The 23,991-nt window shown below is 70.8% G+C and carries 24 protein-coding genes; 16 read left to right on the forward strand and 8 right to left on the reverse strand.

What is annotated here, in order from left to right:
- Positions 1–54: 54 nt before the first annotated feature.
- Positions 55–891: a potassium channel family protein gene (locus ACH4YL_RS10020; protein WP_398506533.1), complete on the forward strand. Its 837-nt coding sequence runs from the start codon at positions 55–57 to the stop codon at positions 889–891.
- A gap of 3 nt (positions 892–894) precedes the next feature.
- Here the strand turns inward: ACH4YL_RS10020 and ACH4YL_RS10025 are convergent, their stop codons facing one another.
- The 3 genes from ACH4YL_RS10025 to ACH4YL_RS10035 all read right to left on the reverse strand — a co-directional run bounded on the left by ACH4YL_RS10025 (position 895) and on the right by ACH4YL_RS10035 (position 3,412).
- Positions 895–1,203 (reverse strand): small hydrophobic protein, encoded by a 309-nt coding sequence (locus ACH4YL_RS10025; RefSeq protein ID WP_398506535.1) that lies wholly within the window; start codon positions 1,201–1,203, stop codon positions 895–897.
- A gap of 83 nt (positions 1,204–1,286) precedes the next feature.
- Positions 1,287–1,643 (reverse strand): peptidase inhibitor family I36 protein, encoded by a 357-nt coding sequence (locus tag ACH4YL_RS10030; protein WP_398506537.1) that lies wholly within the window; start codon positions 1,641–1,643, stop codon positions 1,287–1,289.
- Positions 1,644–1,804: 161 nt separating this feature from the next.
- Positions 1,805–3,412, reverse strand: a complete 1,608-nt coding sequence (locus tag ACH4YL_RS10035) for an MFS transporter (protein ID WP_398506539.1) — start codon at positions 3,410–3,412, stop codon at positions 1,805–1,807.
- A 115-nt stretch (positions 3,413–3,527) separates the two neighbouring features.
- Between ACH4YL_RS10035 and ACH4YL_RS10040 the strand changes: the two genes are divergently transcribed.
- The 7 genes from ACH4YL_RS10040 (at position 3,528) to ACH4YL_RS10070 (ending at position 11,185) form a co-directional block, all read left to right on the forward strand.
- Positions 3,528–4,211, forward strand: a complete 684-nt coding sequence (locus ACH4YL_RS10040) for a TetR/AcrR family transcriptional regulator (protein ID WP_398506541.1) — start codon at positions 3,528–3,530, stop codon at positions 4,209–4,211.
- Positions 4,212–4,362: 151 nt separating this feature from the next.
- On the forward strand, positions 4,363–5,574 hold the full coding sequence (locus tag ACH4YL_RS10045; protein ID WP_398506543.1) for an alpha/beta hydrolase: 1,212 nt from the start codon (positions 4,363–4,365) through the stop codon (positions 5,572–5,574).
- 75 nt (positions 5,575–5,649) lie between these two features.
- Complete coding sequence (locus ACH4YL_RS10050) at positions 5,650–6,504, forward strand: DUF4429 domain-containing protein (protein WP_398506545.1); 855 nt, start codon at positions 5,650–5,652, stop codon at positions 6,502–6,504.
- Positions 6,505–6,756: 252 nt separating this feature from the next.
- On the forward strand, positions 6,757–8,115 hold the full coding sequence (locus ACH4YL_RS10055; protein ID WP_398506546.1) for a sensor histidine kinase: 1,359 nt from the start codon (positions 6,757–6,759) through the stop codon (positions 8,113–8,115).
- On the forward strand, positions 8,112–8,789 hold the full coding sequence (locus ACH4YL_RS10060; RefSeq protein WP_398506548.1) for a response regulator: 678 nt from the start codon (positions 8,112–8,114) through the stop codon (positions 8,787–8,789). The genes ACH4YL_RS10055 and ACH4YL_RS10060 overlap by 4 nt, the downstream gene beginning before the upstream one ends.
- A 174-nt stretch (positions 8,790–8,963) precedes the next feature.
- Positions 8,964–9,998, forward strand: a complete 1,035-nt coding sequence (locus ACH4YL_RS10065; protein ID WP_398506550.1) for an alpha/beta hydrolase — start codon at positions 8,964–8,966, stop codon at positions 9,996–9,998.
- Entirely contained in the window at positions 9,995–11,185 is a 1,191-nt protein-coding gene (locus tag ACH4YL_RS10070) for an acyltransferase (RefSeq protein ID WP_398506552.1), read from the forward strand. The genes ACH4YL_RS10065 and ACH4YL_RS10070 overlap by 4 nt, the downstream gene beginning before the upstream one ends.
- Before the next feature lie 6 nt (positions 11,186–11,191).
- On the opposite strand, the gene ACH4YL_RS10075 is transcribed toward ACH4YL_RS10070, so the two are convergent.
- Positions 11,192–12,223 (reverse strand): aldo/keto reductase, encoded by a 1,032-nt coding sequence (locus ACH4YL_RS10075; RefSeq protein WP_398506553.1) that lies wholly within the window; start codon positions 12,221–12,223, stop codon positions 11,192–11,194.
- Positions 12,224–12,229: 6 nt separating this feature from the next.
- Positions 12,230–12,685, reverse strand: a complete 456-nt coding sequence (locus ACH4YL_RS10080) for a MerR family transcriptional regulator (RefSeq protein ID WP_398506554.1) — start codon at positions 12,683–12,685, stop codon at positions 12,230–12,232.
- Between the two features lie 87 nt (positions 12,686–12,772).
- Between ACH4YL_RS10080 and ACH4YL_RS10085 the strand changes: the two genes are divergently transcribed.
- Together ACH4YL_RS10085 and ACH4YL_RS10090 are read left to right on the forward strand one after the other, a co-directional pair.
- Positions 12,773–13,234, forward strand: coding sequence for a GNAT family N-acetyltransferase (locus tag ACH4YL_RS10085; protein WP_398506556.1), 462 nt, complete (start codon positions 12,773–12,775; stop codon positions 13,232–13,234).
- Positions 13,235–13,244: 10 nt separating this feature from the next.
- On the forward strand, positions 13,245–14,069 hold the full coding sequence (locus ACH4YL_RS10090; RefSeq protein WP_398506558.1) for a serine hydrolase domain-containing protein: 825 nt from the start codon (positions 13,245–13,247) through the stop codon (positions 14,067–14,069).
- Here the strand turns inward: ACH4YL_RS10090 and ACH4YL_RS10095 are convergent.
- Positions 14,061–14,720, reverse strand: coding sequence for a pirin family protein (locus ACH4YL_RS10095; protein ID WP_398506560.1), 660 nt, complete (start codon positions 14,718–14,720; stop codon positions 14,061–14,063). The genes ACH4YL_RS10090 and ACH4YL_RS10095 overlap by 9 nt on opposite strands.
- Positions 14,721–14,812: 92 nt before the next feature.
- On the opposite strand from ACH4YL_RS10095, the gene ACH4YL_RS10100 reads away from it, so the two are divergent.
- From ACH4YL_RS10100 to fabF, 5 genes are all read left to right on the forward strand, one after another.
- Positions 14,813–15,997, forward strand: a complete 1,185-nt coding sequence (locus tag ACH4YL_RS10100; RefSeq protein ID WP_398506562.1) for a PucR family transcriptional regulator — start codon at positions 14,813–14,815, stop codon at positions 15,995–15,997.
- 89 nt (positions 15,998–16,086) lie between these two features.
- Positions 16,087–17,001: an ACP S-malonyltransferase gene (locus ACH4YL_RS10105; protein WP_398506564.1), complete on the forward strand. Its 915-nt coding sequence runs from the start codon at positions 16,087–16,089 to the stop codon at positions 16,999–17,001.
- A 16-nt stretch (positions 17,002–17,017) separates the two neighbouring features.
- Positions 17,018–18,019 carry a ketoacyl-ACP synthase III gene (locus ACH4YL_RS10110; RefSeq protein ID WP_398506566.1) on the forward strand — a complete coding sequence of 334 codons (1,002 nt, stop codon included), beginning with the start codon at positions 17,018–17,020 and terminating at the stop codon, positions 18,017–18,019.
- Between the two features lie 56 nt (positions 18,020–18,075).
- Entirely contained in the window at positions 18,076–18,324 is a 249-nt protein-coding gene (locus ACH4YL_RS10115; RefSeq protein ID WP_266857402.1) for an acyl carrier protein, read from the forward strand.
- Positions 18,325–18,402: 78 nt separating this feature from the next.
- On the forward strand, positions 18,403–19,665 hold the full coding sequence (fabF, locus tag ACH4YL_RS10120; RefSeq protein ID WP_398506568.1) for a beta-ketoacyl-ACP synthase II: 1,263 nt from the start codon (positions 18,403–18,405) through the stop codon (positions 19,663–19,665).
- A gap of 66 nt (positions 19,666–19,731) precedes the next feature.
- Here fabF and ACH4YL_RS10125 read toward each other — a convergent pair whose 3' ends face one another.
- Positions 19,732–20,226: a DUF3145 domain-containing protein gene (locus ACH4YL_RS10125; RefSeq protein WP_398506570.1), complete on the reverse strand. Its 495-nt coding sequence runs from the start codon at positions 20,224–20,226 to the stop codon at positions 19,732–19,734.
- Between the two features lie 263 nt (positions 20,227–20,489).
- Between ACH4YL_RS10125 and ACH4YL_RS10130 the strand changes: the two genes are divergently transcribed.
- Positions 20,490–21,410 carry an SGNH/GDSL hydrolase family protein gene (locus ACH4YL_RS10130; RefSeq protein WP_398506574.1) on the forward strand — a complete coding sequence of 307 codons (921 nt, stop codon included), beginning with the start codon at positions 20,490–20,492 and terminating at the stop codon, positions 21,408–21,410.
- A gap of 10 nt (positions 21,411–21,420) precedes the next feature.
- Here ACH4YL_RS10130 and ACH4YL_RS10135 read toward each other — a convergent pair whose 3' ends face one another.
- Positions 21,421–23,859, reverse strand: a complete 2,439-nt coding sequence (locus tag ACH4YL_RS10135; protein ID WP_398506576.1) for a beta-glucosidase — start codon at positions 23,857–23,859, stop codon at positions 21,421–21,423.
- Positions 23,860–23,991: the final 132 nt, after the last annotated feature.

Raw genomic sequence — 23,991 nt, forward strand, 5'->3', positions numbered from 1 at the left:
TCAAGGGGGTACGGCGGGAGTTCGTCCCGACGTACCCCCTTTACGATGCGCGGCATGAAGGTAGCAACGGCGCAGATGCGCTGGGAAGCTCGCACCCAAGGTCCGCTGCTGTGGCTGGCCTGCGCCTTCGGGCTCGCCTACGCGGTCCCGATCGTGGTTCCGGACGCTGACGCCTGGGTGCACACGACCTGCACGGCCGTCGAGTGGAGCGTGTGGGCCGTGTTCGCCGCGGACTATGTCGTACGGCTGACGCTGGCGCCGGGCAAGCGGCTGTTCATCCGCAGCCATCCGCTGGATCTGCTCGCCGTGATCCTGCCGCTGATCCAGCCGCTGCGGCTGCTGCGGGTCGTCTCCACGCTGCTGCTGGTGGGCCGGCGGGCGGCGATGGCCTCGCAGATCACGCTGACGACCTATGTCGGCGGCGCGGTGGTGGGGCTGATGATGTTCGGCTCGCTGGCCGTGCTCCATGTCGAGCGGAACGCGCCGGACGGGAACATCAAGACGCTCGGTGACGCGGTGTGGTGGTCCTTCACGACGATGACGACGGTCGGGTACGGCGACCATGCGCCGACGACCGGCCTCGGCCGGGTGCTCGCGGTCGGGCTGATGCTCTCGGGCATCGCGCTGCTCGGTGTGGTGACCGCGAACATCGCGGCGTGGTTCATCTCGCGCTTCGAGCGCGACGAGGTGGAGGAGCGCCGGCAGACGGCGCTGCTGGAGGCGCTCACGGTCGAGGTGAAGGCGCTGCGCGAGCAGGTGGCCGCGCTGTCGGGAGCGGGCGCCGCCGAGGCCGCCGGTGCCGGGGCGGGCGGTGCCGGGGCGGGCGGTGCCGGGGCGGGCGTGGTGCCCGCCCCGGTCAGTCCGCCCGACGAGCCGGCTGTACGCGGCTGACGGTCACCACATCCCGCTCGCGGGAACCGTGGCTCCCGCCAGCCAGACGACGGCAAGGACCGTGTCGATAGCGCCGAGTACGAGGGCGACCAGCGCCGGAACCGGCTGTGCGCCGTTCCAGCGGCGGCCCATGCCGAGCCAGCCGCAGACGATCGCGAGCGGGCCGAGAACGATCCCCAGCACAAAGAATCCCGCGATCGCACAGATCAGCCCGATGATTCCGAGCGCCGCGCGATCCGGCCCGCTCCGGGACCAGTTGCGGCCTCGTGAGCGGGGGTGCCTGCGCGTGGTGTGTCCGAAGCCCGCCATCATCACTCCCTGAGGTCTCGTCGAATCAGGGGCTCGACACAGCGGGTACCCCCATTCGACTCCGCCAGACGTCGGCTCTCGCGGCCTCAGCTCTCCCAGATCTTGAACGCCCGCACCCGGTACGGCGACTGGGGCACCCAGGTGCCGCCGCCCGGGTAGGTCTCGAACTCGCCCGTCTCCGCGCACTCGGCCGACTGGTACGTGGTGACGGGCCGCCCCGTGCGGTTGGCGAGCGCCTGCGCCGACGTGCCGGCCGGCAGGGGCACGCAGCTGTCGATGTCCGTGCCGGACAGTTCATGGACCTGGCGGACGCCTTCGAAGTCCTCCTGCTCCCAGAGGCAGAGCTCGCCGCGCGCGCACTCGCCCAGGTGAGGCGTGGCGATGGCGGTCTGCGGCGTGAGTGCTGCGACGGCCAGGACTCCGGCCGTGACGATCTTGCGCATGTCGGTCAACCCCCGTGTCGTACTGATCACTTGACCGCACCCTGACCCGCGGCCGGCACGTGCGGGAAGGGGGTGAGGGGCTGATCACCCGGATAGGCGACAGCCCCGCCGGGCGGGCCCGGCGGGGCTGTCGTACGCACGAAGTTGACGCGTGAGGGACGTCAGATGTGGGCGGCGCCCGCACCCGCCTCGGCGTTCGAGCCGCCCTTCGCCAGCAGCGCGACAAAGACCGCGACAGCCGCGACACCCGCGGCGACCAGGCAGGCCAGGCCCATGCCGGAGATGAACGTGTCGTGCGCGACGGAGACGATCTTCCCGGCGATCTCGGGCGGCGTTCCCGGCGCGACCGGCGGCACACCCACCTGAACGGCTTCCGACGCCTGGTCCAGCTGGGCCGGCGTGAGCGGCGGGAGCTGTGCGTCGGCCCAGTTGCCCGGCAGGTCGCCGTCGACCTTGGAGGCCATGACCGCGCCGAGCACCGCCGTACCGAGGCTGCCGCCGATCTGCATGGCGGCCTGCTGCAGACCGCCGGCGACGCCGGACAGCTCCATCGGCGCGTTGCCCACGATGACTTCGGTCGCGCCGACCATGACCGGCGCGAGGCCGAGGCCGAGCATGGCGAACCAGACCGACATCGGCAGGCTGCCGGTGTCGGTGGACAGCGTCGACATGCCGAACATGGCGACCGCCGTGAGCACCATGCCGCCGGCCAGCGGGATCCGCGGCCCCGACTTGGTGATCAGCGCGCCGGCCAGCGGCGAGCCGACGATCATCATGCCGGTCAGCGGCAGCAGATGGAGTCCGCTGTCGACCGGGCTCATGCCGTGCACGTTCTGCAGATAGAAGGTGACGAAGAACAGACCGCCCATGAAGGCGATGGCCATCAGCACCATCAGGACCACACCGGCGGACAGCGGCACGGAGCGGAACAGCTTCAGCGGGATGAGCGGTTCCGCGACCCTGGTCTCCCAGAAGGCGAAGAGCGCGAAGCAGATCACGGACGCGGCGACGAAGCCCCATGTCTTTCCGTCGCCCCAGCCCCAGGCCGGGGCCTTGATGAGCGCCCAGACCAGGCAGAACATCGCCGTCGACAGCAGCAGGATGCCCAGGATGTCGAAGGACCTCGGCGCGTTCTTTGCGCGGTGGTCCTTGAGGATCACGATGCCGAGCGCGAGCGCGATCACGCCGACCGGGATGTTGATGAAGAAGACCGACTGCCAGCTGACGTGCTGGACCAGCAGACCGCCGAGGATCGGCCCGCCCGCGGTGGATGCGCCGATGACCATGCCCCAGATGCCGATCGCCATGTTCAGCTTCTCGGCCGGGAAGGTGGCGCGCAGCAGGCCGAGCGCGGCCGGCATCAGCAGGGCGCCGAACAGGCCCTGGAGCACCCGGAAGGTGACCACCAGCGCGATGCTGCCGGAGAGGCCGATGGCTCCGGAGGCCGCGGCGAATCCGACGACGCCTATGAGGAAGGTCTGCCGGTGGCCGAAGCGGTCGCCGAGCTTGCCCGCGGTGATCAGGGTGACGGCGAGGGCGAGGAAGTAGCCGTTGGTGATCCACTGGACGTCGGCGAAGGTGGCGCCGAGGTCCTTCTGGATGGCGGGGTTGGCGATCGCGACGATCGTGCCGTCCAGGGCGACCATCATCACGCCGATGGCCACGGCGAAGAGCGTCAGCCAAGGGTGGCCGCGCAGCCCCTTGGCCGGCGCCGGTATGGAGTCCTGCGGGTCCTTCGGCGCCTTTTCGACGGTGGTCTGACTAGTCATGGAAGGAGGCTAGTGTCAGTCGCTGACAGTTGACAAACCAGTTCACAAGTCGGTAACTGTCATGTAGCTCACAGGTAGGCTGAGCTGGTCAAAGTGCCGGAAAGAGGACCGTGAAGTGACCGCCGAGCCGACCACCGGACTGCACGAACCAGCCGCTGGACCGCACGAACCGGCGACTGGGCTGCGCGAACGGAAGAAGCAGCGCACCAGGGACGCGCTGCTGCGCGCCGCCCTGGAGCTCTTTACCACCAAGGGATACGAGCAGACGACGGTCGACGAGATCGCGGACGCGGTCGAGGTCTCGCAGCGCACTTTCTTCCGGTACTTCGCCAACAAGGAGGAGGCCGCCTTCGCCGTCCAGGAGCTCGCCGAGTCCCACTTCGTGGCGGCGCTGCGTGAACGGCCCGCGGAGGAAGGCCCGTTCGAGGCGCTGCGCAACGCGGTGCTGAGCGGCTGGGAGACGATCGGCGAGGCGATCGAGAAGATTGTGCCGCTCGATCTCCATATGCGCAGCTACCAGATGATCGAGTCCACGCCCGCCCTGCTGGCGATCCATCTGCGCCGCTCCACGGTGATGGAGGAGGAGATCGCGCGGCTGATCGCCGAGCGCGAGGGCCTGGACGTCGACGCCGACCCGCGGCCGCGGGTGGCGGTCGCGGCGTTCGGCGGCGTGATGCGGGCCGCGGGACGGCTGTGGGGCCAGGGCGAGGACTTCAGCAGGGAGTCGATCAAGACCCTGACCGCGACGTATCTGGACCACCTGGACGGGACGCTGGCGGGGAACTGGCGGAAGCCGTAACCAGGCGCGGGCGGCGTTCGTTCGTCAGCGCGCCGGAGCGTACGCGGCAGGCGCACGGAATGTAATGCATAACCCCCAAACGTCCCCGGAACACGTGATCTCGCTCACGGTCTTCGCGAGCCGCCTCACACGTCTCCTAGGGTGTCCCGCAGTGACTTCCTTCGACTCCTCCCCCACACTCAACGCTTGGCGCGCACTGCTGGCCCTCGCCGTGGTCTTCATCATGCTGGCGACCAGCGGCTGGACTGCCGTACGCCACCACGGCGGACCTCGCGACATCCTCGAAGCAGAGCTGGCCGGCTGGAAGAAGCACCGGATCGGGGCCCGCCTGCTGCCCGGACCGGACTCGGCGCCAGGGAAGCTCGCCGCCTTCTTCGCCTCGATCAGCAGCACCCAGCGCGCCCGGCTCGCCGACCACTACCCGCTCGTGGTCGGCAATCTCAACGGTGTTCCGGTCTCGCTGCGTTACCGCGCCAACCGCGCGGCCCTCGGGCACTCGCTCAATCTCGAGCGCAAACGCGTCGCCGACACCCGCCTCACCGCGGACGGCCACCGCGAGGCCGTCCGCAGGATGAACCGCTTCGAGGCGCTGATGAGCGCCGACCGGCAGATCCTCGCCTTCGACCCCTCGGGGCCCGGCAAGGTCGCCGAGGTATTCGGCGATCTCGACCGCGCCGAGCGCGTGTCGGTGATCGTCCCCGGTGTCGACACCAATCTGCTCACCTTCCAGCGGACCCAGCGCAAATACTCCGCACCCGTGGGCATGGCGCAGTCGCTGTTCGCCGCCGAGCGGGCCGCCTCTCCCCGTACGCGTACGGCAGTCATCGCCTGGGCCGACTACACCGCGCCGGTCGGCATCGGCATGGACTCGGCCATAGGACGACGGGCGGAGAGCGGCGCGGTGCGGCTCACCGCGCTCACCGGGGCGCTGCCCGGCCGGTCCAAGGTCGCGCTGTTCTGCCACAGTTACGGCTCCGTCGTGTGCGGTGTCGCCGCCCGCGGCCTGCCCGGCCGGGTGACCGACATCGCGGTGGCCGGCAGCCCCGGCATGCGGGCCGAGAACGTGGCCGGGCTGGGGACCGACGCCCGGGTGTGGGCGATGCGAGACAGCGACGACTGGATCCAGGACGTGCCGCATCTGGAGGTCGGCGGGCTCGGTCACGGCGAGGACCCGGTGGCACCGGAGTTCGGCGCGCGCGTGGCGTCGGCGGCGGGCGCCGTCGGCCACACCGGCTATTTCGAGCCGGGAACTGACAGCCTCAGCAACTTCGCGGAAATAGGGGTCGGTTCGTACGACGGCGTGAGCTGTGCGAGCGGCAATGACACATGCCGCAGTGATATTTACGGCGACGAGGCGCTCTGACGCGCGTAGAACATCGTGAGCCGGTCTGACCACCGAGGGGCGACGCGCGGGCGAACGGCACCTACGATGAGGCGTATGGGTGATGTGCTGGCGGGAATTCAAGCCACGTGGGAGTTCGAGACCGACTCCGTAGTCATCCGCTTCGACCGGGGGCACCGTACGCCGAAGCTGTTCCAGGCGCTCGGCGAACGCCGCATCCCCCACGAGGCGTTGGCGTCGGTGGCGCTCTCCGAGGGCAAGCGGGGAACGGTGGTGCTGCACGCCGCGCCGAGACCTGGCGCGGATCCGCTGATGGAGGCGGCGGCGGGGCAGCTGAAGGAAAGCTGCGATCCGTACCGGCTGGTGCTGCCCGCCGAGCGCGAGACGCTCGCGGAGTACTACGCCGACGAACTCCGGGCGCTGCTCCCGGCGGACGCGGACCTGGCGGCCGAACGGTACGCCGTGGCCGCGCCGAAGGCCCCGCTGAGCTTCAAGGCGTATGACGGAAAGGCCTCCTTCGACGGCTCGCACGTCGACTTCCGCTGGTCGTGGACGGGCGCTTCGTCGGCCAAGTGGAAGGCGGGCGACCAGAGTTACCCGGTGGCCGAGCTGAGCGGCGTCGAATGGCGTTCGCCGGAGGCCTTCGACGGCTATCTGCGGCTGCTGCGGCACGGCGACGTACCCGCTGCGGCACAAGCGGATCAGGATCCGGCCGCGGTGCTGTTCGGGCTGAGGTACGGGCCGGTGCACGAGTCGCTGCCGTTCGCGGCCGCGGTGCTCGAGTCCGTACGGAAGTCCGGCTCGACTCCGGTACCGGCGCTCCGTGCGGGGCGGCGCGACCCGGCGGACATCGCGGAGCGGATACGGCACCTCGGTGAGTTGCATCAGGCGGGTCTGGTGACGGACGAGGAGTTCAGCACGAAGAAGGCGGAGCTGCTCGCGGAGCTGTAGGGCCCGCGGGTAGTACCCGGGTATGACACCGCGCCCGGCTCCCGAGTATGACGCCGTCCGCACACCGCGCTGCCTTAGGGGGTGTCTCTCGGATCTTGCCGGGTTCGCGTGCCCTGGCACGCACATCTGCCGCGTTGTCGTCGGTCGCCATGGCTCCGCCATGTCTCCCTCCTCCGCCTTGCAGCTGCACGCACCAGACCCCGCTCACTGATCCGGCCTGATCCGAGGGACACCCCCTACGCTGATCACGTCATGACCGAACCCGTCAAACCCAGCAGGCCCAAGCCAAAGACCAGGGCCAGGCCCAGGTTCCGCGCCCCCTTGCGGGCCCTCGCGGCCGAGCTCCGCACGCCGTCCGAGTCCACCGCACCGCTCTTCGGCGACGCCAAGAAGCGGTGGGTGCGGCTGCTGCCGTACGCGGTGGTGTTCGCGTTCGTCGTCACGCTGCTGCCGGTCACGGCCTCGGTGCTGACCCAGGACTACGAGCTGGGCGGCGCGCTCGCGGGAGCCCTGGCCACCGCCCAGACCGTACCGCTGCTGCTCGCCGTCACCCGGCCGATGCACGCCTGGTGGATCGTCTTCGCCGCGGATGTCGGCGGGGCGTTCGCGCTGATGAGCGCGGACGGGACAGTGGGCCGGAGCTGGCCGTGGACCCCGATGGTGGTCGTCGGCTACGTGGTCCTGATGGCCTGCCTCGGCCTGCGCGAGCCGCGCCGCAGACTGCTCGCGGTCTGGCTGGCCACGGGCGCGGCGGGGCTGTTGTTCGAGCTGCTCTCGCAGGAGCGGAGCGACGGAATTCATCTGCTGCTGTTCGTACTGAGCGGTGTGACGCTGGTCGTCACGGGCGCGCTGCGGGAACGCGGCGACGCACAGCGGAGGCTGGTGGTGCAGGAGACCATCAGCGAGGCGGAACGCGCCCAGCGCACGCTGCTGGAGGAACGCGCCAGGATCGCCCGTGAGCTGCACGACGTGGTGGCGCACCACATGTCCGTGATCACGGTGCAGGCGGATTCGGCGCCGTACCGGATCGAGGGTCTGCCGGACGCGGCGCGCGAGGAGTTCGGCGCGATCGCGGCGGGCGCGCGCGAGTCGCTGACGGAGATGCGGCGGCTGCTCACGGTGCTGCGGAGCGAGGGCGCGGAGAGCGAACTGGCGCCGCAGCCCGGGCTCAGCCGGGTCCAGCAGCTGGTGGAGGCGACGGTACGGGCCGGTGTGCCGGCCGAGTTGTCGCTGCCGGCGAAGCTGGACGCGGTGCCGCAGACGGTGGATCTGTCGGCGTACCGGATCGTCCAGGAGGCGCTGGCGAATGTGGTGCGGCACGCGCCGGGAGCGGCGACGCGGGTCTCGGTGACGATGGACAAGGGCAAGGACAAGGACAAGGACGGGAGCGGCGGGGACGGCGAGGACGGGGACTGGCTGACGGTGCTGGTCGTCAACGGGCCCGCGGAACAGCCGGTTTCGCCGCTGGAGAGTACGGGGACCGGGCACGGACTTGTCGGCATGCGCGAACGCGTACGGTTGACCGGCGGAACGCTGGACACCGGACCGCTGCCGGACGGCGGCTTCCGCGTCGCGGCCCGTCTCCCCCTGAGCGTTGAGGACCCCTCGTGACCATCCGCGTGATCATCGTCGACGACCAGGCCATGGTGCGGGCGGGTTTTGCCGCGCTGCTGGCGGCGCAGTCGGACATCGACGTGGTGGGCGAGGCGCCGGACGGCCGTGCGGGCGTCGAGATCGCGCGCTCCACGCACCCGGACGTGGTCCTGATGGACGTCCGCATGCCAGAGATGGACGGCTTGGCTGCCGCCCGGGAGATCCTGAAGCCGCCGGCAGGGGTCGTGCACCGCCCCAAGGTGCTGATGCTGACCACCTTCGACGTGGACGACTACGTGTACGAGGCGCTGCGCGCGGGCGCGTCCGGCTTCCTGCTGAAGGACGCCCCGCCGGCGGACCTGATCGCGGCGGTCCGCGTGGTGGCCTCCGGCGAGGCGCTGCTCGCCCCGTCGGTGACCCGCCGGCTGATCGCCGACTTCGCGTCCCAGCGCCCGGCGCCCCGGGCGGACCGCACGTCGCTGCGCCTGAACGGCCTTACTCCGCGGGAGACGGAGGTCCTGGAACTGATCGCCAGGGGCCTGTCGAACCAGGAGATCGCGGAGCACTTGGTGGTGGCGGAACAGACGGTGAAGACACACATCGGCCGGGTGCTGTCGAAACTGGACCTGCGCGACCGGGCGCAGGCGGTGATCTTCGCGTACGAGTCGGGCCTGGTGAAGCCGGGGGGTTGATTCCTCGGGGCTCCGCCCCAAGTCACCGGAAGCCCGCTCGCGGTTCGGTGCGGCCGTGCGACCCCCCGTACCCCGGTATGACCCCCAACCTGGCTCCCCGGACCGACGACTCCGCACCCACCTCCTTCCTACCTTCCTCTGCGTCAGCCCGACGTACGACGAGAGGAAGGCCGCATGCGCCGGTACAAACGAACCCTGGTGGCCGTTGCCGTCACGACGACCGTGGTCGCCGGGACCGCCGGGTGGGCGTCCGGAAGTGCACAACAGGCCGTCACCGGGCCGCCGCCCGGGGCCGATGCCTGGGTGGCCGACCGGTCGACGGGTCGGACGCTGCCGGACCCCGCCACCGCCTCGCCCGCCCAAGTCGCTGAATTCTTCCGCGAGTTGGATCCCAAGGGCCGGGATGAGCTCGCCCGTCGCCACTCCCTCGTCGTGGGAAATCTCGACGGCGCACCCGTAGAACTGCGGTACCGGGCCAACGCGCTGGCGATCGAAGGCACCCGCTTCGCCCGGCTCGCCGAGTCCGGGCGGCAGATACTCGCCTTCGACCCGCGCGGCCGCGGGCAGGTCGCCGAGGTGTACGGCGACCTGGGCAAGGCCGACAGCGTCTCGGTGGTCGTGCCCGGCTCCGACATGGACGCGGGTACCTTCGACCGCGCGAAGGACCCGTACGGCACGCCCGCCGGCATGGCGAAGTCGCTCCGCGCCGCCACCCACAACCGGACCGCGGTCATCGCCTGGACCGGCTACACCACACCCGTCGGTGTCGGTCTGGACGCCGCGTCCGGCGATCTCGCGGAGGCCGGGGCCGGCCGTCTCGCCCGGTTCACGCAGGGGCTGAAGGCCGTCGGCGCCGCGAAGCCCAGCCTGTTCTGCCACAGCTACGGCTCCGTCGTCTGCGGACTGGCCGCCGAGGACGTCAACGCCCGCGACATCGTCGTCCTCGGCTCGCCCGGCATGCGCGCCGGCTCAGCCCGTGACCTGAAGACGGACGCACGTCTCTGGGCCGCCAAGGACCCCTCGGACTGGATTTCCAAGGTCCCGAACATCGAGTTCGCCGGACTCGGCCACGGCAACGACCCCACCGAACCCGGCTTCGGCGCCCGCCGCGTACCCGCCGAGCAGGCGGAAGGGCACACCGGCTACTTCGCCCCCGGCACCGACTCGCTGCGCGCATTCGCCTCCATCGCCGAAGGCAGGACTCCATGAAACTGGCCGAGAAGATCGAGGCGCAGACTCCGGCGCACCGCGACCGTGCCATCGACGGCCTGCGCGCTCTCGCGCTGCTCGCCGTGCCGACCGGGCACTGGCTGCTCGGCGGCTTCACGCGCGACTCCGACGGCGCGCTGCACAACGCCAGCCCGCTCGCCTCGTTCGGCTTCTTCGCACCGGCCAGCTGGGTGCTTCAGATGCTCGGCATCTTCTTCCTGGTCGGCGGCTTTGCGTCGGTACTCTCGTACAACCGCCGCACCGGCTCCACGGCCCAGTGGCTGCGGCAGCGCGCCGTCCGCCTCGGCCGTCCCGTCCTCGGTGTCACCGCCGTCTGGGCGGCGATGATCCCGGTGCTGTACGCGGCCGGTGTGCCCGGCACGACGCTGCACACGGGCTCGACGCTGGTGGTTCAGCCGCTGTGGTTCGTCGGCGTGTACACGGTGGTGACGGCCCTGACCCCGTACTGCGTACGCGCCGCCCGAAGACTCGGCCCCTGGGCCGCCGCGCCGCTGCTCGCGAGCGTCGCCGTCGTCGACTTCCTGCGCTACGGCCCGTACGCCGATGCCATGCCGTCCTGGATCAGCGTGCTGAACATCCTCCCGGGCTGGCTCTTCGCGTACCAGCTCGGCGTCAGCTGGGGCGAGGGCCGACTCACCAAGCGGCACGCCAAAGTGCTGCTCGCCGGCGGTGTGGCGCTGTTCGGCGCCTTGCTGATCGCGTTCCACTACCCGGCGTCGATGGTCGGCGTCCCGGGCGAGGCCCGCACCAACTCGCATCCGCCGTCGCTGCTCGTCCTCGCGCTCGCGGCGGCGCAGAGCGGTGCCGCGATCCTGCTGCGGGAACGGATCGCGAAGCTGCTGCGCAGGCCCGCGCTGTGGGCGCCGGTCGTCGTCATCAATCTGTCCGCCATGACGATCCTGTGCTGGCACCAGACGGCGATGCTCGCGGCGGTCGTCCCGGGTTCCTTCGCGGGTGCGGTGCCCGGACTGACGACCGCGCCGGACTCGGCGGGCTGGATCCTGGCGCGGCTGGCCTGGCTGCCGGTCTTCGCCGGGCTGCTGGTCCTGATCGGGCGGTACGCACGGGGCTTCGAGGCCCCGTGGACGAAGGCGTCGAAAGCCCGCCGCGCGGCAGCGGGGCTGCTGGCGGCGGGCTTCGCGGTGTTCGCGTTCGGGCTGGCGTAGCCCTGGCTACTGCTCCCGCGCCGTCGACGTGGCGGACATGTCCGGGTAGCGATCGCCCGACACCTCCGACGCGATCGGCTCCAGCAGCGCCAACTCGTCCGGGGTCAGCGTGAGCCCGGGCGCCGCGACGTTCTCCCGCAGGCGGCTGGTCCTGCGCGTGCCCGGGATGGGGATCACGGCGAGCGAGTGCACGGCGGCCTGCTGCTGGACCCACGCCAGCGCCACCTGGCCGAGCGTCGCTCCGTGCGCCTCCGCGATCTTGCGGACGGGCTCCAGGAGCGCCGCGTTCGACGTGGCGTTGTCGCCGGTGAAGCGCGGCATGCTCTGCCGGAAGTCGCCGGACGACAGCTCCTTGCCGGCGTCCGCGAACGCCCCGGTCAGGAAGCCGCGCCCGAGCGGCGAGTACGGCACCAGCGCGACACCGAGCTCCGCCGCCGCGCCGACCGCGCTGCGCTCCACGTCCCGGCTGAACAGCGACCACTCCGACTGAAGCGCCGCGATCGGGTGCACGGCATGCGCCTCGCGCAGTTCCGGGCCGGTGACCTCGCTCAGCCCGAGGTGCTTGACCTTGCCCTGCCGGACCAGTTCGGCCATCGCGCCGACGGACTCGGCGAGCGGCACGGCCGGGTCGCGGCGGTGCATGTAGTACAGGTCGATGACCTCGGTCTTCAGCCGCTTGAGACTGGCGTCGACGGCCTGACGGATGTACGCCGGGTCGTTGCGTACGCCCCGGTACTTCGGGTCGTCGGTCCGCTCGATGGCGAACTTCGTGGCCAGCGTGATCTCGTCGCGGTGCGCGCCGAAGAACGGCGCGAGGAACTCCTCGTTGGCCCCCCGCCCGTACACGTCCGCCGTGTCGAAGAGCGTGACACCCGCTTCCAGCGCCGCCTCCAGGGTGTCCCGGGCGGCGGCCTGGTCCGTGTCTCCGTAGAACTCGCTCATGCCCATGCAGCCCAGGCCCTGCACGCCGACCAGTGGTCCGTCGTTCCCGAGGGGCACCTGTGCGATCTTGCTGCCACTCGTCAAGGAATCAGCCATCAGGGTTCAGGCCCTTTCCGGCGCCCGGTGGGCGCCCGCGTAAAACTCGATCTTGTGGTCCAGCACGGCGAGCGTGTCCTGGAGCTCCGCGATCCGCGTGAGGACGTCACGCCGGGTCTGCTCCAGCAGCTCCTGCCGTCCTTCGAAGGTGTGCTCGCCCTCGCGCACCATCTCGGCGTAGCGCACCATGTCCGCGACGGGCATGCCGGTGAGCCGCAGTTTGCCGACGAAGGCGAGCCAGTCCAGGTCGCGGTTGGTGAACCGCCGCTGCCCGGTGTGCGACCGGTCGACGTGCGGCATCAGCCCGATCCGCTCGTACCAGCGCAGGGTGTGCGCGGTGAGCCCGGTGAAGGCGACGACCTCACTGATCGTGTAGCGGTCCTGCCCCTCGGGGCGCGGATGCACCCGGGGAGCGGCCTTGCAGAGATCCACTCGTACGGCACTGCTCTCGATCACCGTCATGCCGTCAACGCTAGAACCTTGGAGTGCACTCCAAGCAAGCAGAAACCTGTGGCAGTTTTCTCAACGCCAGGATTAGCCTCCGGTCGCATGAGTCTCGCCCGCCGCGCCACACCCGAGGACGCCGAAGAGCTGGTCCGCCTCCGCAAGGTCATGCACGACTCGTTCCTCGGGCCGAATCCCGACGTCAGCTGGCAGCCCACCGCCGTCGACACCCTGCGCAAGAAGCTCGCCGAACCGGCAGGCGACCTGACGGCGTTCGTCGTCGAGCGCCCCGGCGGCCTGGCGGCGTGCGCGGTCGGCACGATCGAATACCGGCTCGGCGGACCGGGCAATCCGCACGGCACCAGCGGATACGTCTTCAGCGTCGCGACCGATCCGGACATGCGCCGCCGCGGCCACTCCCGCGCCTGCGTGGAGTCACTGCTGGCGTGGTTCCAGGAGCGCGGCGTACGGAAAATCGACCTGCGGGCCTCACCGGACGGCGAGCCCCTGTACGCCTCCCTCGGCTTCGTCCGGACCCCCGATCCGGCGATGCGGCTCACCCTTTAGGCTCGTACGCATGCAGAGCCTGGCGATGATCGAGAACTGGCCCGTACCGACCGCGGCGGCCGCCGTCGTACGTGCGGACGGCTCGCTCGCCGGTTCGCGCGGGCCGACCTCGCAGCGTTTTCCGCTCGCCTCCGTGACCAAGCCGCTGGCCTCGTACGCCGTGCTCGTGGCGTACGAGGAAGGCGCGATCGAGCTCGACGAGCCGGCAGGTCCCGAGGGCTCGACGGTCCGTCATCTGCTGGCGCACACCTCCGGCCTCGCCTTCGACGAGCACCGCGCGACGGCCGAGCCCGGCACCCGGCGGCTGTACTCGAACGCGGGCTTCGAGGTGCTCGGCGACCACATCGCGAAGGCGACGGACATCTCGTTCGCCGAGTATCTGCGCCAGGCGGTACTCGAACCGCTCGGCATGACGGCGACGACCCTGGACGGCTCTCCGGCGAAGGACGGCGTCTCGACCGTCGACGACCTGGCCCGCTTCGCGGCCGAGGTCCAGGCGCCGCGGCTGCTCGACCCCCGCACGGTCCTGGAGGCGATGACGGTGGTCCACCCGGGCCTGTCCGGCATCCTGCCCGGCTACGGCAACCAGAAGCCGAACGACTGGGGCCTCGGCTTCGAGATCAGGGACCACAAGTCCCCGCACTGGACGGGCAGTTCGTCCTCGCCGCGCACCTTCGGGCACTTCGGCCAGTCGGGCACGTTCCTGTGGATCGACCCGGTCGCCGGCGCGGCCTGCGTGACGCTCACGGACCGCGCCTTCGGCCCCTGGGCGATCGCGGCCTGGCCCCCGTTCACGGACGCGGTGCTGGCCGAGCTGCGGGCCACGTCAGCCTGACATCTCCCAGATCAACGCCTCGGCCCGCGCCGCGCCCGCGGCCATTTCCAGCCCGTCCGCGTCCGTGATCCGCGCCGCGTCCCCAGGGCCCAACGTCTGGTCGCCGAGCCGGACTTCACCGCTCACCACATGGAGGTAGACCGCCCGCGCGTCCGGGACCGCGGTGCGTTCGCCCGGGGCGAGGCGGCGGACGTGGAGCATCGCGGCCGCCTCCGGGAGTGCGTACGGGGTCGAGTCGGCGATGCCGCGGACGATCTCGTACGACGGGTCGCCGCCCGGGGACAGCGGCGCGAGCCACGTCTGCACGAAGACCAGAGGCGTGTCGCCGTCGTTGCGCTCCACATGGCGCACCCCGCCCGCCGAGCTGAGGCACTGCACGTCGCCGGGGCGGACGAGCGTCGCGTGGCCCGTGGAGTCGCGGTGGGTCAGTTCGCCCTCGACGACCCAGGTGACGATCTCGGTGTGGCTGTGCGGGTGCTCGTCGAAGCCCGCGCCGGGTTCGAGGCGCTCCTCATTGCAGGCGAGGACCGCGCCGAAGCGAAGGTTGTCCGGGTCGTAGTGGCGCCCGAAGGAGAAGGCGTGCCAGGACTCGATGCCGGAGCCGGGGTCGCCGCCGCGGTAGCGGTCCGCGGAGCGCCGTACGTCAATCACGAGAACACGGTAGACCCGCGCGGGACGGCCGCAGCGCATGTGCACGAACCCCGCCACTTAGCTCTCTGGTCCTGATAAGGCAGTCTTGTCCCGTGCCCGAACCCGCAGCGAACGCCGCCCACCCGCATACCGCGACCCTGCGCCGGCTGGAGCAGTCCTCCGGCCGGCTGGCCGCGAACGCCATCGCCCGCATGGACGAGACGCTGCCCTGGTACCGGGCGATGCCCCCGGAGAACCGGTCGTGGATCGGCCTGGTCGCCCAGGCCGGCATCGCCGCGTTCACCGAGTGGTTCCGGCATCCGGAGACCCCGCAGGCGATCTCGACCGATGTCTTCGGCACCGCGCCGCGCGAGCTGACCCGCGCCATCACGCTCCGCCAGACCGTGGAGATGGTGCGCACCACCATCGAGGTCATGGAGGCGGCGATCGAGGAGGTCGCCGCTCCCGGCGACGAGTCGGTGCTGCGCGAGGCGCTGCTGGTGTACGCCAGGGAGATCGCCTTCGCGACCGCCCAGGTGTACGCGCAGGCCGCCGAGGCCCGTGGCGCCTGGGACGCCCGTCTTGAGTCCCTGGTCGTCAACGCCGTGCTGTCCGGCGAGGCCGACGAGGGCGCGGTCTCCCGCGCCGCCGCGCTCGGCTGGAACTCGCCCGAGCATGTCTGCGTCATCCTCGGCACCGCGCCGGACGGCGACAGCGAACTGACCGTCGAGGCGATCCGCCGGGCCGCCCGGCACGCCAAGCTCCAGGTCCTGACCGGAGTGCTCGGTGACCGGCTCGTCGTCATCGCGGGCGGCAGCGACAATCCGCTGCAGGTCGCCAAGGCTCTGATCGGGCCTTATGCGGCCGGTCCCGTGGTCGCCGGACCCGTCGTGCCGGATCTGCTCGCCGCCACCAGGTCCGCGCAGGCCGCTGCCGCCGGGCTCAAGGCGTGTTTGGCCTGGCAGGACGCGCCGAGGCCGGTCCTCGCGGACGATCTGCTGCCGGAGCGCGCGATCGCCGCCGACCCCGCCGCGCGCGACCAATTGGTGGAGGAGATCTACAGACCACTGGAAGAAGCCGGTTCGGCACTTCTGGAAACTCTGAGTGTCTATCTGGAACAGGCCAGTAGTCTCGAAGGCGCGGCGAGGATGTTGTTCGTGCACCCAAACACCGTGCGCTACCGGCTGCGACGTGTGACAGACGTCACCGGATGGTCACCCTCCGATGTACGCTCCGCCTTCACGCTGCGGATCGCGCTCATCCTCGGGCGTCTGGCCGACGGAGATACGCAGTCCTAGACTTTTGTCGGACACCAACAATTCCCCTGACGGTTCTTCGTCCCTGTCCTCACGGGCGTCCGAGACCGTCCACAAGAGAGAGTGTGAGGGTGCTCGTACTCGTCGCTCCCGGCCAAGGCGCTCAGACGCCCGGCTTCCTGACTCCCTGGCTCGAACTCCCCGGCGCAGCCGACCGCATCGCGGCCTGGTCCGACGCCATCGGGCTCGACCTTGCCCACTACGGCACGAAGGCCGACGCGGACGAGATCCGCGACACCGCCGTGGCGCAGCCGCTGCTGGTCGCGGCCGGACTGCTGTCCGCCTCGGCGCTGGGTGACATCACGCCCGGGGCCGTCGCCGGTCACAGCGTCGGCGAGATCACGGCCGCCGTGTTCGCGGGCGTCCTGGACGACACCGCCGCGCTCAACTTCGTACGCACGCGGGGACTTGCGATGGCCGAGGCCGCCGCGGTCACCGAGACGGGCATGTCGGCCGTCCTGGGCGGCGACCCCGAGCAGGTCGTGGCGCATCTCGAAAGCCTCGGTCTGACCCCGGCGAATGTGAACGGCGCCGGCCAGATCGTCGCGGCGGGCACCGCCGAGCAACTCGCCGCGCTGGCCGAGAACAAGCCGGAGAAGGCGCGAGTGATCGCGCTGAAGGTCGCGGGCGCGTTCCACACGCACCACATGGCGCCCGCGGTCGCCGCCCTCGACGACGCCGCCGCGAAGCTCGCGATCGCCGACCCCAAGGTCACGTACGTCTCCAACAAGGACGGCGCGGCCGTAGCCACCGGCGACGAGGTCATCGCCCGGCTGGTCGGCCAGGTCGCCAACCCGGTCCGCTGGGACCTGTGCATGGAGACCTTCAAGGAGCGGGGCGTCACGGCCCTGGTCGAGGTCTGCCCGGGCGGCACCCTCACCGGCCTCGCCAAGCGCGCTCTGCCGGGCGTGCAGACGCTCGCGCTCAAGACCCCCGACGACCTCGACGCGGCCCGCACGCTCGTCGCCGAGCATTCAGCAGCCTGACAAGGAGCCGTAGCGCATGTCGAAGATCAAGCCCAGCCAGGGCGCCCCGTACGCACGCATCATGGGTGTCGGCGGTTACCGCCCGACCCGGGTCGTGCCGAACGAGGTGATCCTCGAGACGATCGACTCCTCCGACGAGTGGATCCGCTCCCGCTCGGGCATCGCCACCCGCCACTGGGCCTCCCCGGAGGAGACCGTGAGCGCGATGTCGGTCGAGGCTGCCGGAAAGGCGATCGCCGACGCCGGGATCACGCCGCAGCAGATCGGTGGCGTCATCGTCTCCACGGTCTCCCACTTCAAGCAGACTCCGGCCATCGCCACGGAGATCGCGGACAAGATCGGCGCGATAAAGCCCGCGGCGTTCGACATCTCCGCGGGCTGCGCCGGCTTCGGCTACGGGCTCACGCTCGCCAAGGGCATGGTGGTGGAGGGTTCCGCCGAGTACGTGCTCGTCATCGGCGTCGAGCGGCTCAGCGACCTGACCGACCTGGAGGACCGCGCGACGGCCTTCCTGTTCGGCGACGGCGCGGGCGCGGTCGTCGTCGGCCCGTCCAACGAGCCGAAGATCGGCCCCACGGTGTGGGGTTCCGAGGGCGACAAGTCCGACACGATCAAGCAGACCGTGCCGTGGGACGACTACCGCAACGGCACCGTCGAGAAGTTCCCGGCCATTACGCAGGAGGGCCAGGCGGTCTTCCGGTGGGCCGTGTTCGAGATGGCGAAGGTCGCCCAGCAGGCGCTGGACGCGGCCGGAATCAGCGCGGACGACCTGGACGTCTTCATCCCGCACCAGGCCAATATGCGGATCATCGACTCGATGGTGAAGACTCTGAAACTGCCGGAGCACGTGACGGTCGCCCGTGACGTGGAGACCACCGGCAACACCTCGGCCGCCTCGATCCCGCTCGCCATGGAGCGGCTCCTGGCGACCGGGCAGGCCAAGAGCGGCGACACGGCGCTCGTCATCGGCTTCGGGGCGGGTCTCGTCTACGCAGCCTCGGTCGTTACCCTCCCCTAAGCAACCGGATCTTCCGGACGCACCACCCTCTGATACAACACCCGAAGGAGCGCCACATGGCCGCCACTCAGGAAGAGATCGTCACCGGTCTCGCCGAGATCGTCAACGAGATCGCCGGCATCCCGGTCGAGGACGTCCAGCTGGACAAGTCCTTCACCGACGACCTGGACGTCGACTCGCTGTCCATGGTCGAGGTCGTCGTCGCCGCCGAAGAGCGCTTCGACGTCAAGATCCCTGACGACGACGTCAAGAACCTGAAGACCGTCGGCGACGCCGCGGACTACATCTCCAAGCACCAGGCCTGAGCCTGATACGCGCTTGTCGCCACCCGGCGGTGGCGTCGTGACAATTCAGCACCCCCTACACGTGGAGAAAGAATTCCTGTGAGCTCGACCAATCGCACTGTGGTCGTCACCGGTATCGGCGCAACCACACCGTTGGGTGGCGACAGCGCATCGACCTGGGAGGGTCTGCTCGCCGGGCGCTCCGGAGTGAAGCCCCTCGAAGGCGAGCGGTTCGCCGACCTTCCGGTCCGGATCGCCGCGCCCGCGGCGGTCGACCCGGGTGAGGTCCTGCCGCGCCCGCTCGCCCGCAAGCTGGACCGCTCGGCGCAGTTCGCGCTGATCGCGGCCCGCGAGGCCTGGGCGGACGCGGGTTACACCGGTCCCGCGGGCGAGGACGAGAAGATCGACCCCGCGCGGCTCGGCGCCGTCATCGCCTCCGGCATCGGAGGAGTAACGACTCTGCTCGACCAGTACGACGTGCTCAAGGAGAAGGGCGCACGCCGCGTCTCCCCGCACACCGTGCCCATGCTCATGCCGAACGGCCCCTCCGCCAACGTCGGTCTGGAGGTGAACGCCCGGGCGGGCGTGCACACTCCGGTCTCCGCCTGTGCGTCGGGCGCCGAGGCGATCGGCTACGCCGTGGAGATGATCCGCACCGGCCGCGCCGAGGTGGTCGTCGCCGGCGGCACCGAGGCGGCCATCCACCCGCTGCCCGTCGCGGCGTTCGCCAACATGATGGCGATGTCCAAGAACAACGACGAGCCCGAGAAGGCCTCGCGTCCGTACGACACGGCCCGTGACGGCTTCGTCCTCGGCGAGGGCGCGGGCGTCGTCATCCTCGAGTCGGCCGAGCACGCCGCCGCACGCGGTGCGAAGGTGTACTGCGAGGTGCTGGGCCAGGGCCTGTCGGCCGACAGCCACCACATCGCGCAGCCCGAGCCGACGGGCCGCGGCATCGCCACCGCGATGCAGAACCTGCTGGACGCGACGGACCTCAAGCCGTCCGAGGTCGTGCACCTCAACGCGCACGCCACCTCGACGCCGCAGGGCGACATCGCCGAGATCAAGGCCCTGCGCAAGGTCCTGGGCGACGACCTCGACCACGTGGCGGTCTCCGCCACGAAGTCGATGACGGGTCATCTGCTGGGCGGCGCGGGCGGCATCGAGACCGTCGCGACGGTCCTCGCGCTGTACCACCGCACGGCCCCGCCGACGATCAACATCGACGAGCTCGACGAGGCGGTCGACGCCGACATCGTGCGCGGCGAGCCCCGCACGCTGCCGCAGGGCACCATCGCGGCGATCAACAACTCGTTCGGCTTCGGCGGCCACAACGTGGTGCTGGCGTTCCGGACGGTATGAGTCCGTAGTACGTAACGCGAAGGGCCCCCACCATCGACCGGTGGGGGCCCTTCGCGTTACGTACGGTCAGACCACCTGGTGGAGCCAGCGGACCGGCGCGCCCTCGCCCGCATAGCGGAACGGCTCCAACTCGTCGTCCCACGGCTTGCCGAGCAGCTTGGCGATCTCCGCCTCGAGCTCCGTCTCGCCCTGCGCCGACCGCGCCAGCGCCGCCCGCAGCCGGTCCTCGGGAATCAGGATGTCGCCGTGGATCCCCGTCACGGCGTGGAAGATCCCGAGGTCCGGCGTGGCGCTGTAGCGCTCGCCCTCGGCGGTGGGGCAGGGCTCGGCGGTGACTTCGAAGCGCAGCAGATGCCAGCCGCGCAGCGCGGAGGCCAGCTTGGAGGCCGTGCCCACCTGGCCGCGCCAGGAGAACTCGGCTCTCCAGGTGCCCGGCGATGCCGGCTGCCGGATCCAGTCGAGCTGGACGCGTACGCCAAGCACACCCGCGACCGCCCATTCGACGTGCGGGCACAGCGCGCGCGGTGCGGAGTGAACGTACAGAACGCCACGTGTCGTCACCGGGACCTCCAGTGTGGGACGAGGATCGCCTTCCCAGCGGCCTCAGTAAACAGCATCGGGAGTCAAACTCCACAAAAGGGACAGCATGTGACGTGATGTAATTTACCGGAGCCGCCGATGGGCACGATGCCTCTGGGTCGACGGGGAAAAGCTACCGTGAGTAGGTGGCCGCGGGGTGTCGTAATGTCGGTCCTGGGGCCCGTACGCACCAAGCTTTCACTCGGCAGGACCTCACAGACCGGTGATACGGAGGGGAACAGGGGATGCCGGAGACCACTCGGAGCCGTCGCCGCGCGCGCGGCACAGCGGCGGCCCTGACGGCCGCCGCGTTACTCGCGACCGGCGTGCTCACCGGATGTGACTCCTCGTCGGACTCCCGGACCAACGGATCGCCCTCCAAGCGGCGGCCCTCTCCCAAGCCCACACCGGTCTGGGACCGCAGCCCGGACTCCGTCGCCGCGGTGGGTGACTCCATCACCCGCGGCTTCGACGCGTGCGTGGTGCTCTCCGACTGCCCGGAGGCGTCCTGGGCGACCGGCACGGACGAGAAGGTGCGGAGCCTGGCGCTGCGGTTGATCGGCGAGCCCGCGGCGGTCGCCGAGCGCAGCTGGAACTACGCGCGCTCCGGCGCCGATGTCGCCGACCTGCCGGAGCAGATGGCCCTGGCGGCGGCGAAGCGGCCCGAACTGGTCACGGTGATGGTGGGCGCGAACGACGCGTGCGCGGACTCGGCGGCGCTGATGACTCCGGTGGAGGAGTTCCGGACATCCTTCAAGGGCGCGCTGCGGGAGTTGCGGCGTACGGCGCCGAAGGCCCAGGTGTACGTGTCGAGCGTGCCGGATCTGAAGCGGCTCTGGTCGACCGGCCGCGGGAGTCCGCTCGGCCGGCAGATCTGGAAGCTGGGCATCTGCGCCTCGATGCTCGGCGACGCGGAGGACGAGAGCATCAAGGCGCAGGCGCGGCGGACGCAGGTGCAGGAGCGGGTGGTGGCCTACAACGAGGTACTGAAGGACGTCTGCGGCAAGGACCTGCGGTGCCGGTACGACGGCGGTGCGGTGTTCGACTTCCGCTTCAGCGGGGACCAGTTGAGCCGCTGGGACTGGTTCCACCCGAGCAAGAACGGCCAGGGCCGGCTGGCGGAGATCGCGTACCGCAATGTGACGTCGCGTACGCCCCCGGTGTGACGCCGGGACATCACACCTCCACCGTCGCCGAGAGGCGGGTGTCCGTCAGCGAACGTCCGGCGCGGACCTCGTACGGGCCCGGCACAAAGGCCCACTCACCTTCCTCCCACACCTCGAACGACCGCCGGCGCAGCGGGATCTCGACCTCGGCGACGGCACCCGGTTCCGCCTCCACCTGGGCGAAGCCCGCCAGCCAGCGCGCCGGGCGGGACGCGCTGTCCCCGCGCGGGGCGAGGTAGAGCTGGACCGTCTCGCGGCCCGCGCGGGTGCCGGTGTTGCGGATCTGGACCCTGGCCGTCGTCGGGGTCGCCTCCAGCGATTCGTACTCCCAGGTGGTGTAGCCGAGGCCGTGGCCGAAGGAGTACGCGGGAGCCGTGTCCGCGCGGTCCCAGGCGCGGTAGCCGATGAACAGGCCCTCCGTGTAGGTGAGTTCGCCGTCGACGGGGGCGACATCGGTCACCGGCGAGTCCGCGAGAGCCGCCGGCCAGGTGGTCGGCAGCCGGCCGCCGGGCTCCGCCGTGCCGAGCAGCACGTCGGCGAGCGCCGCTCCGCCCTCCTGGCCCGGGAACCAGCTCAGCAGCACCGCCGCCACCGAGTCACGCCACGGCATTTCCACGGGTGAGCCGGAGTTGACGACCACGACGGTGTTCGGATTGGCCGCGGCCACGGCCCGTACGAGATCGTCCTGGCGGCCGGGAAGCCTCAGGTCGCGCCGGTCGAAGCCCTCGGACTCGACGCGGTCGGTGGTGGCGACCACCACGACCGCGGCGTCGGCGGCCCGCGCGGCGTCGGCCGCCTCGGCGATCAGCTCGTCGGGGTCGCGCTGCGGGCCGAGGTGGGTCAGCGAGAAGATCACCCTGGCCAGAGGTGTGTTCGGAGCGTGCTGGACCGGGTGGTGCAGGGACACCTGCACCGGCTCACCCGCGGTGAGCTGTGCACGGGCCCGCTCGCGGGGCGCGCCGAAGAACGCCTCGAAGGGGTCGGACTTGTCGTCCGGCTCCTGCACCCCGGTCCACAGCGCGATCCCGCCGACCTCGAGCGTGAACGCGCCGAGCCCGCGCGTCCCGAACACGTGCTCACCGCTCTCGCGCGGCACGAAGACACCCTTGATCTCGATGCTGTGCAGAGTCTCGTGAGTGACGCCGTCGGGCAGGTCGCCGCCGATCCACTGGAGCTGCCCGCTCGGCAGCGAGCGTTCCCCGATGATCCGCCCCTCGGCGTCCCGGCAGACGGCGCGGAGCTCGAACCCCTGGTCGGCGACGGCGAGTTCATCGCTCGGCTCGGCGCCGACGGCGTAGGTCAGCGCGCCTGCGGGCAGTGCCGCCCGCAGCCCGTCGAGCGGCGAGACGATGTGCTCCGGGAAGACCATGGCCGAGCCGCCGCCGAGCACGCGGGCGTCGCGGGCCGCAGCCCCGATCAGCGCGACGGTGCGGACTTCGGCCGTGTCGAAGGGCAGGGTCCGGTTCTCGTTGCGTACGAGGACGAAGGAGCGGACGGCGATCTCGCGGGCCAGTGCGTCGCCGTCGACCGCGGCGGGAAGTTCGGTCACGGCGGGGCCCACGCCGTCGAGGATGCCGACGCGGGCGGCGAGCCGCAGCACATTGCGTACGGCCGCGTCGAGGACGGACTCGTCGGCCTCGCCCGCGCGGACGGCGGCGGCGAGGGCCTCGCCGTACACGGTCCGCGGGCCCGGCATGGCGATGTCGAGGCCGCCGAGGATCGCGCGGACCGTGGAGCGTGCGGCCGTCCAGTCGGAGACGATCGCGCCGTCGAAGCCCCATTCGCCGCGCAGCACCTCGTTCTGGAGGTGGTGGTGCTCGGTCATCGTGGCGCCGTTGACCTGGTTGTAGGCGGCCATGAGGCCCCAGGGGCGGGCGTTTTCGACGATCGTCTCGAAGGGTGCGAGATAGAGCTCGCGCAGCGCGCGCGGCTCGATGAGGTTGTCGACGGTGAAGCGTTCGGTCTCGGCGTCATTGGCCACGAAGTGCTTGACCGTGGTGCCGACGCCGCCGCTCTGGACGCCCTGGACGTAGCCGGTGCCGATCTCGCCGGTGAGGTAGGGGTCCTCGGAGTAGCACTCGAAGTGGCGGCCGCCGAGCGGGGACCGGTGCAGATTCACGGTCGGCGCGAGGAGGACGTGCACGCCCTTGCGGCGGGCTTCCTGTGCGAGCAGCGTGCCCGCGCGGCGGGCTAGCGCCGGGTCCCAGGTGGCGGCGAGCGCGGTCGGGGACGGCAGCGCGACGGACGGGTCGTCGGCGCTCCAGCGCACTCCGCGGACGCCGATCGGGCCGTCGGACATGACCAGGGACTTCAGGCCGATCTCGGGGAGCGCGGGCAGTGACCACATGTCCTGGCCGGCGAGCAGCTGTGCTTTGGCGTCGAGATCGAGTTTGGCGAGGGCCGTCCCAACGGCCGCCTCGATACGTGCGTCCATGGTCGCGTCGGTCATGCGAGCGCCTCCTCCACATCGTCCTGCTGATGCCGCCATCGTGACGCGTTTACCTGTAGAGCGGTAGGGTTCGTTATCTTTTAGTGACGCAATGATGCCGTACGGTCCTGTCGGCAAAGGACCGAGGAAAGG

Origin of the sequence: Streptomyces sp. NPDC020681 (assembly GCF_044334895.1) — a bacterium.
Classification (GTDB): Bacteria; Actinomycetota; Actinomycetes; order Streptomycetales; family Streptomycetaceae; genus Streptomyces.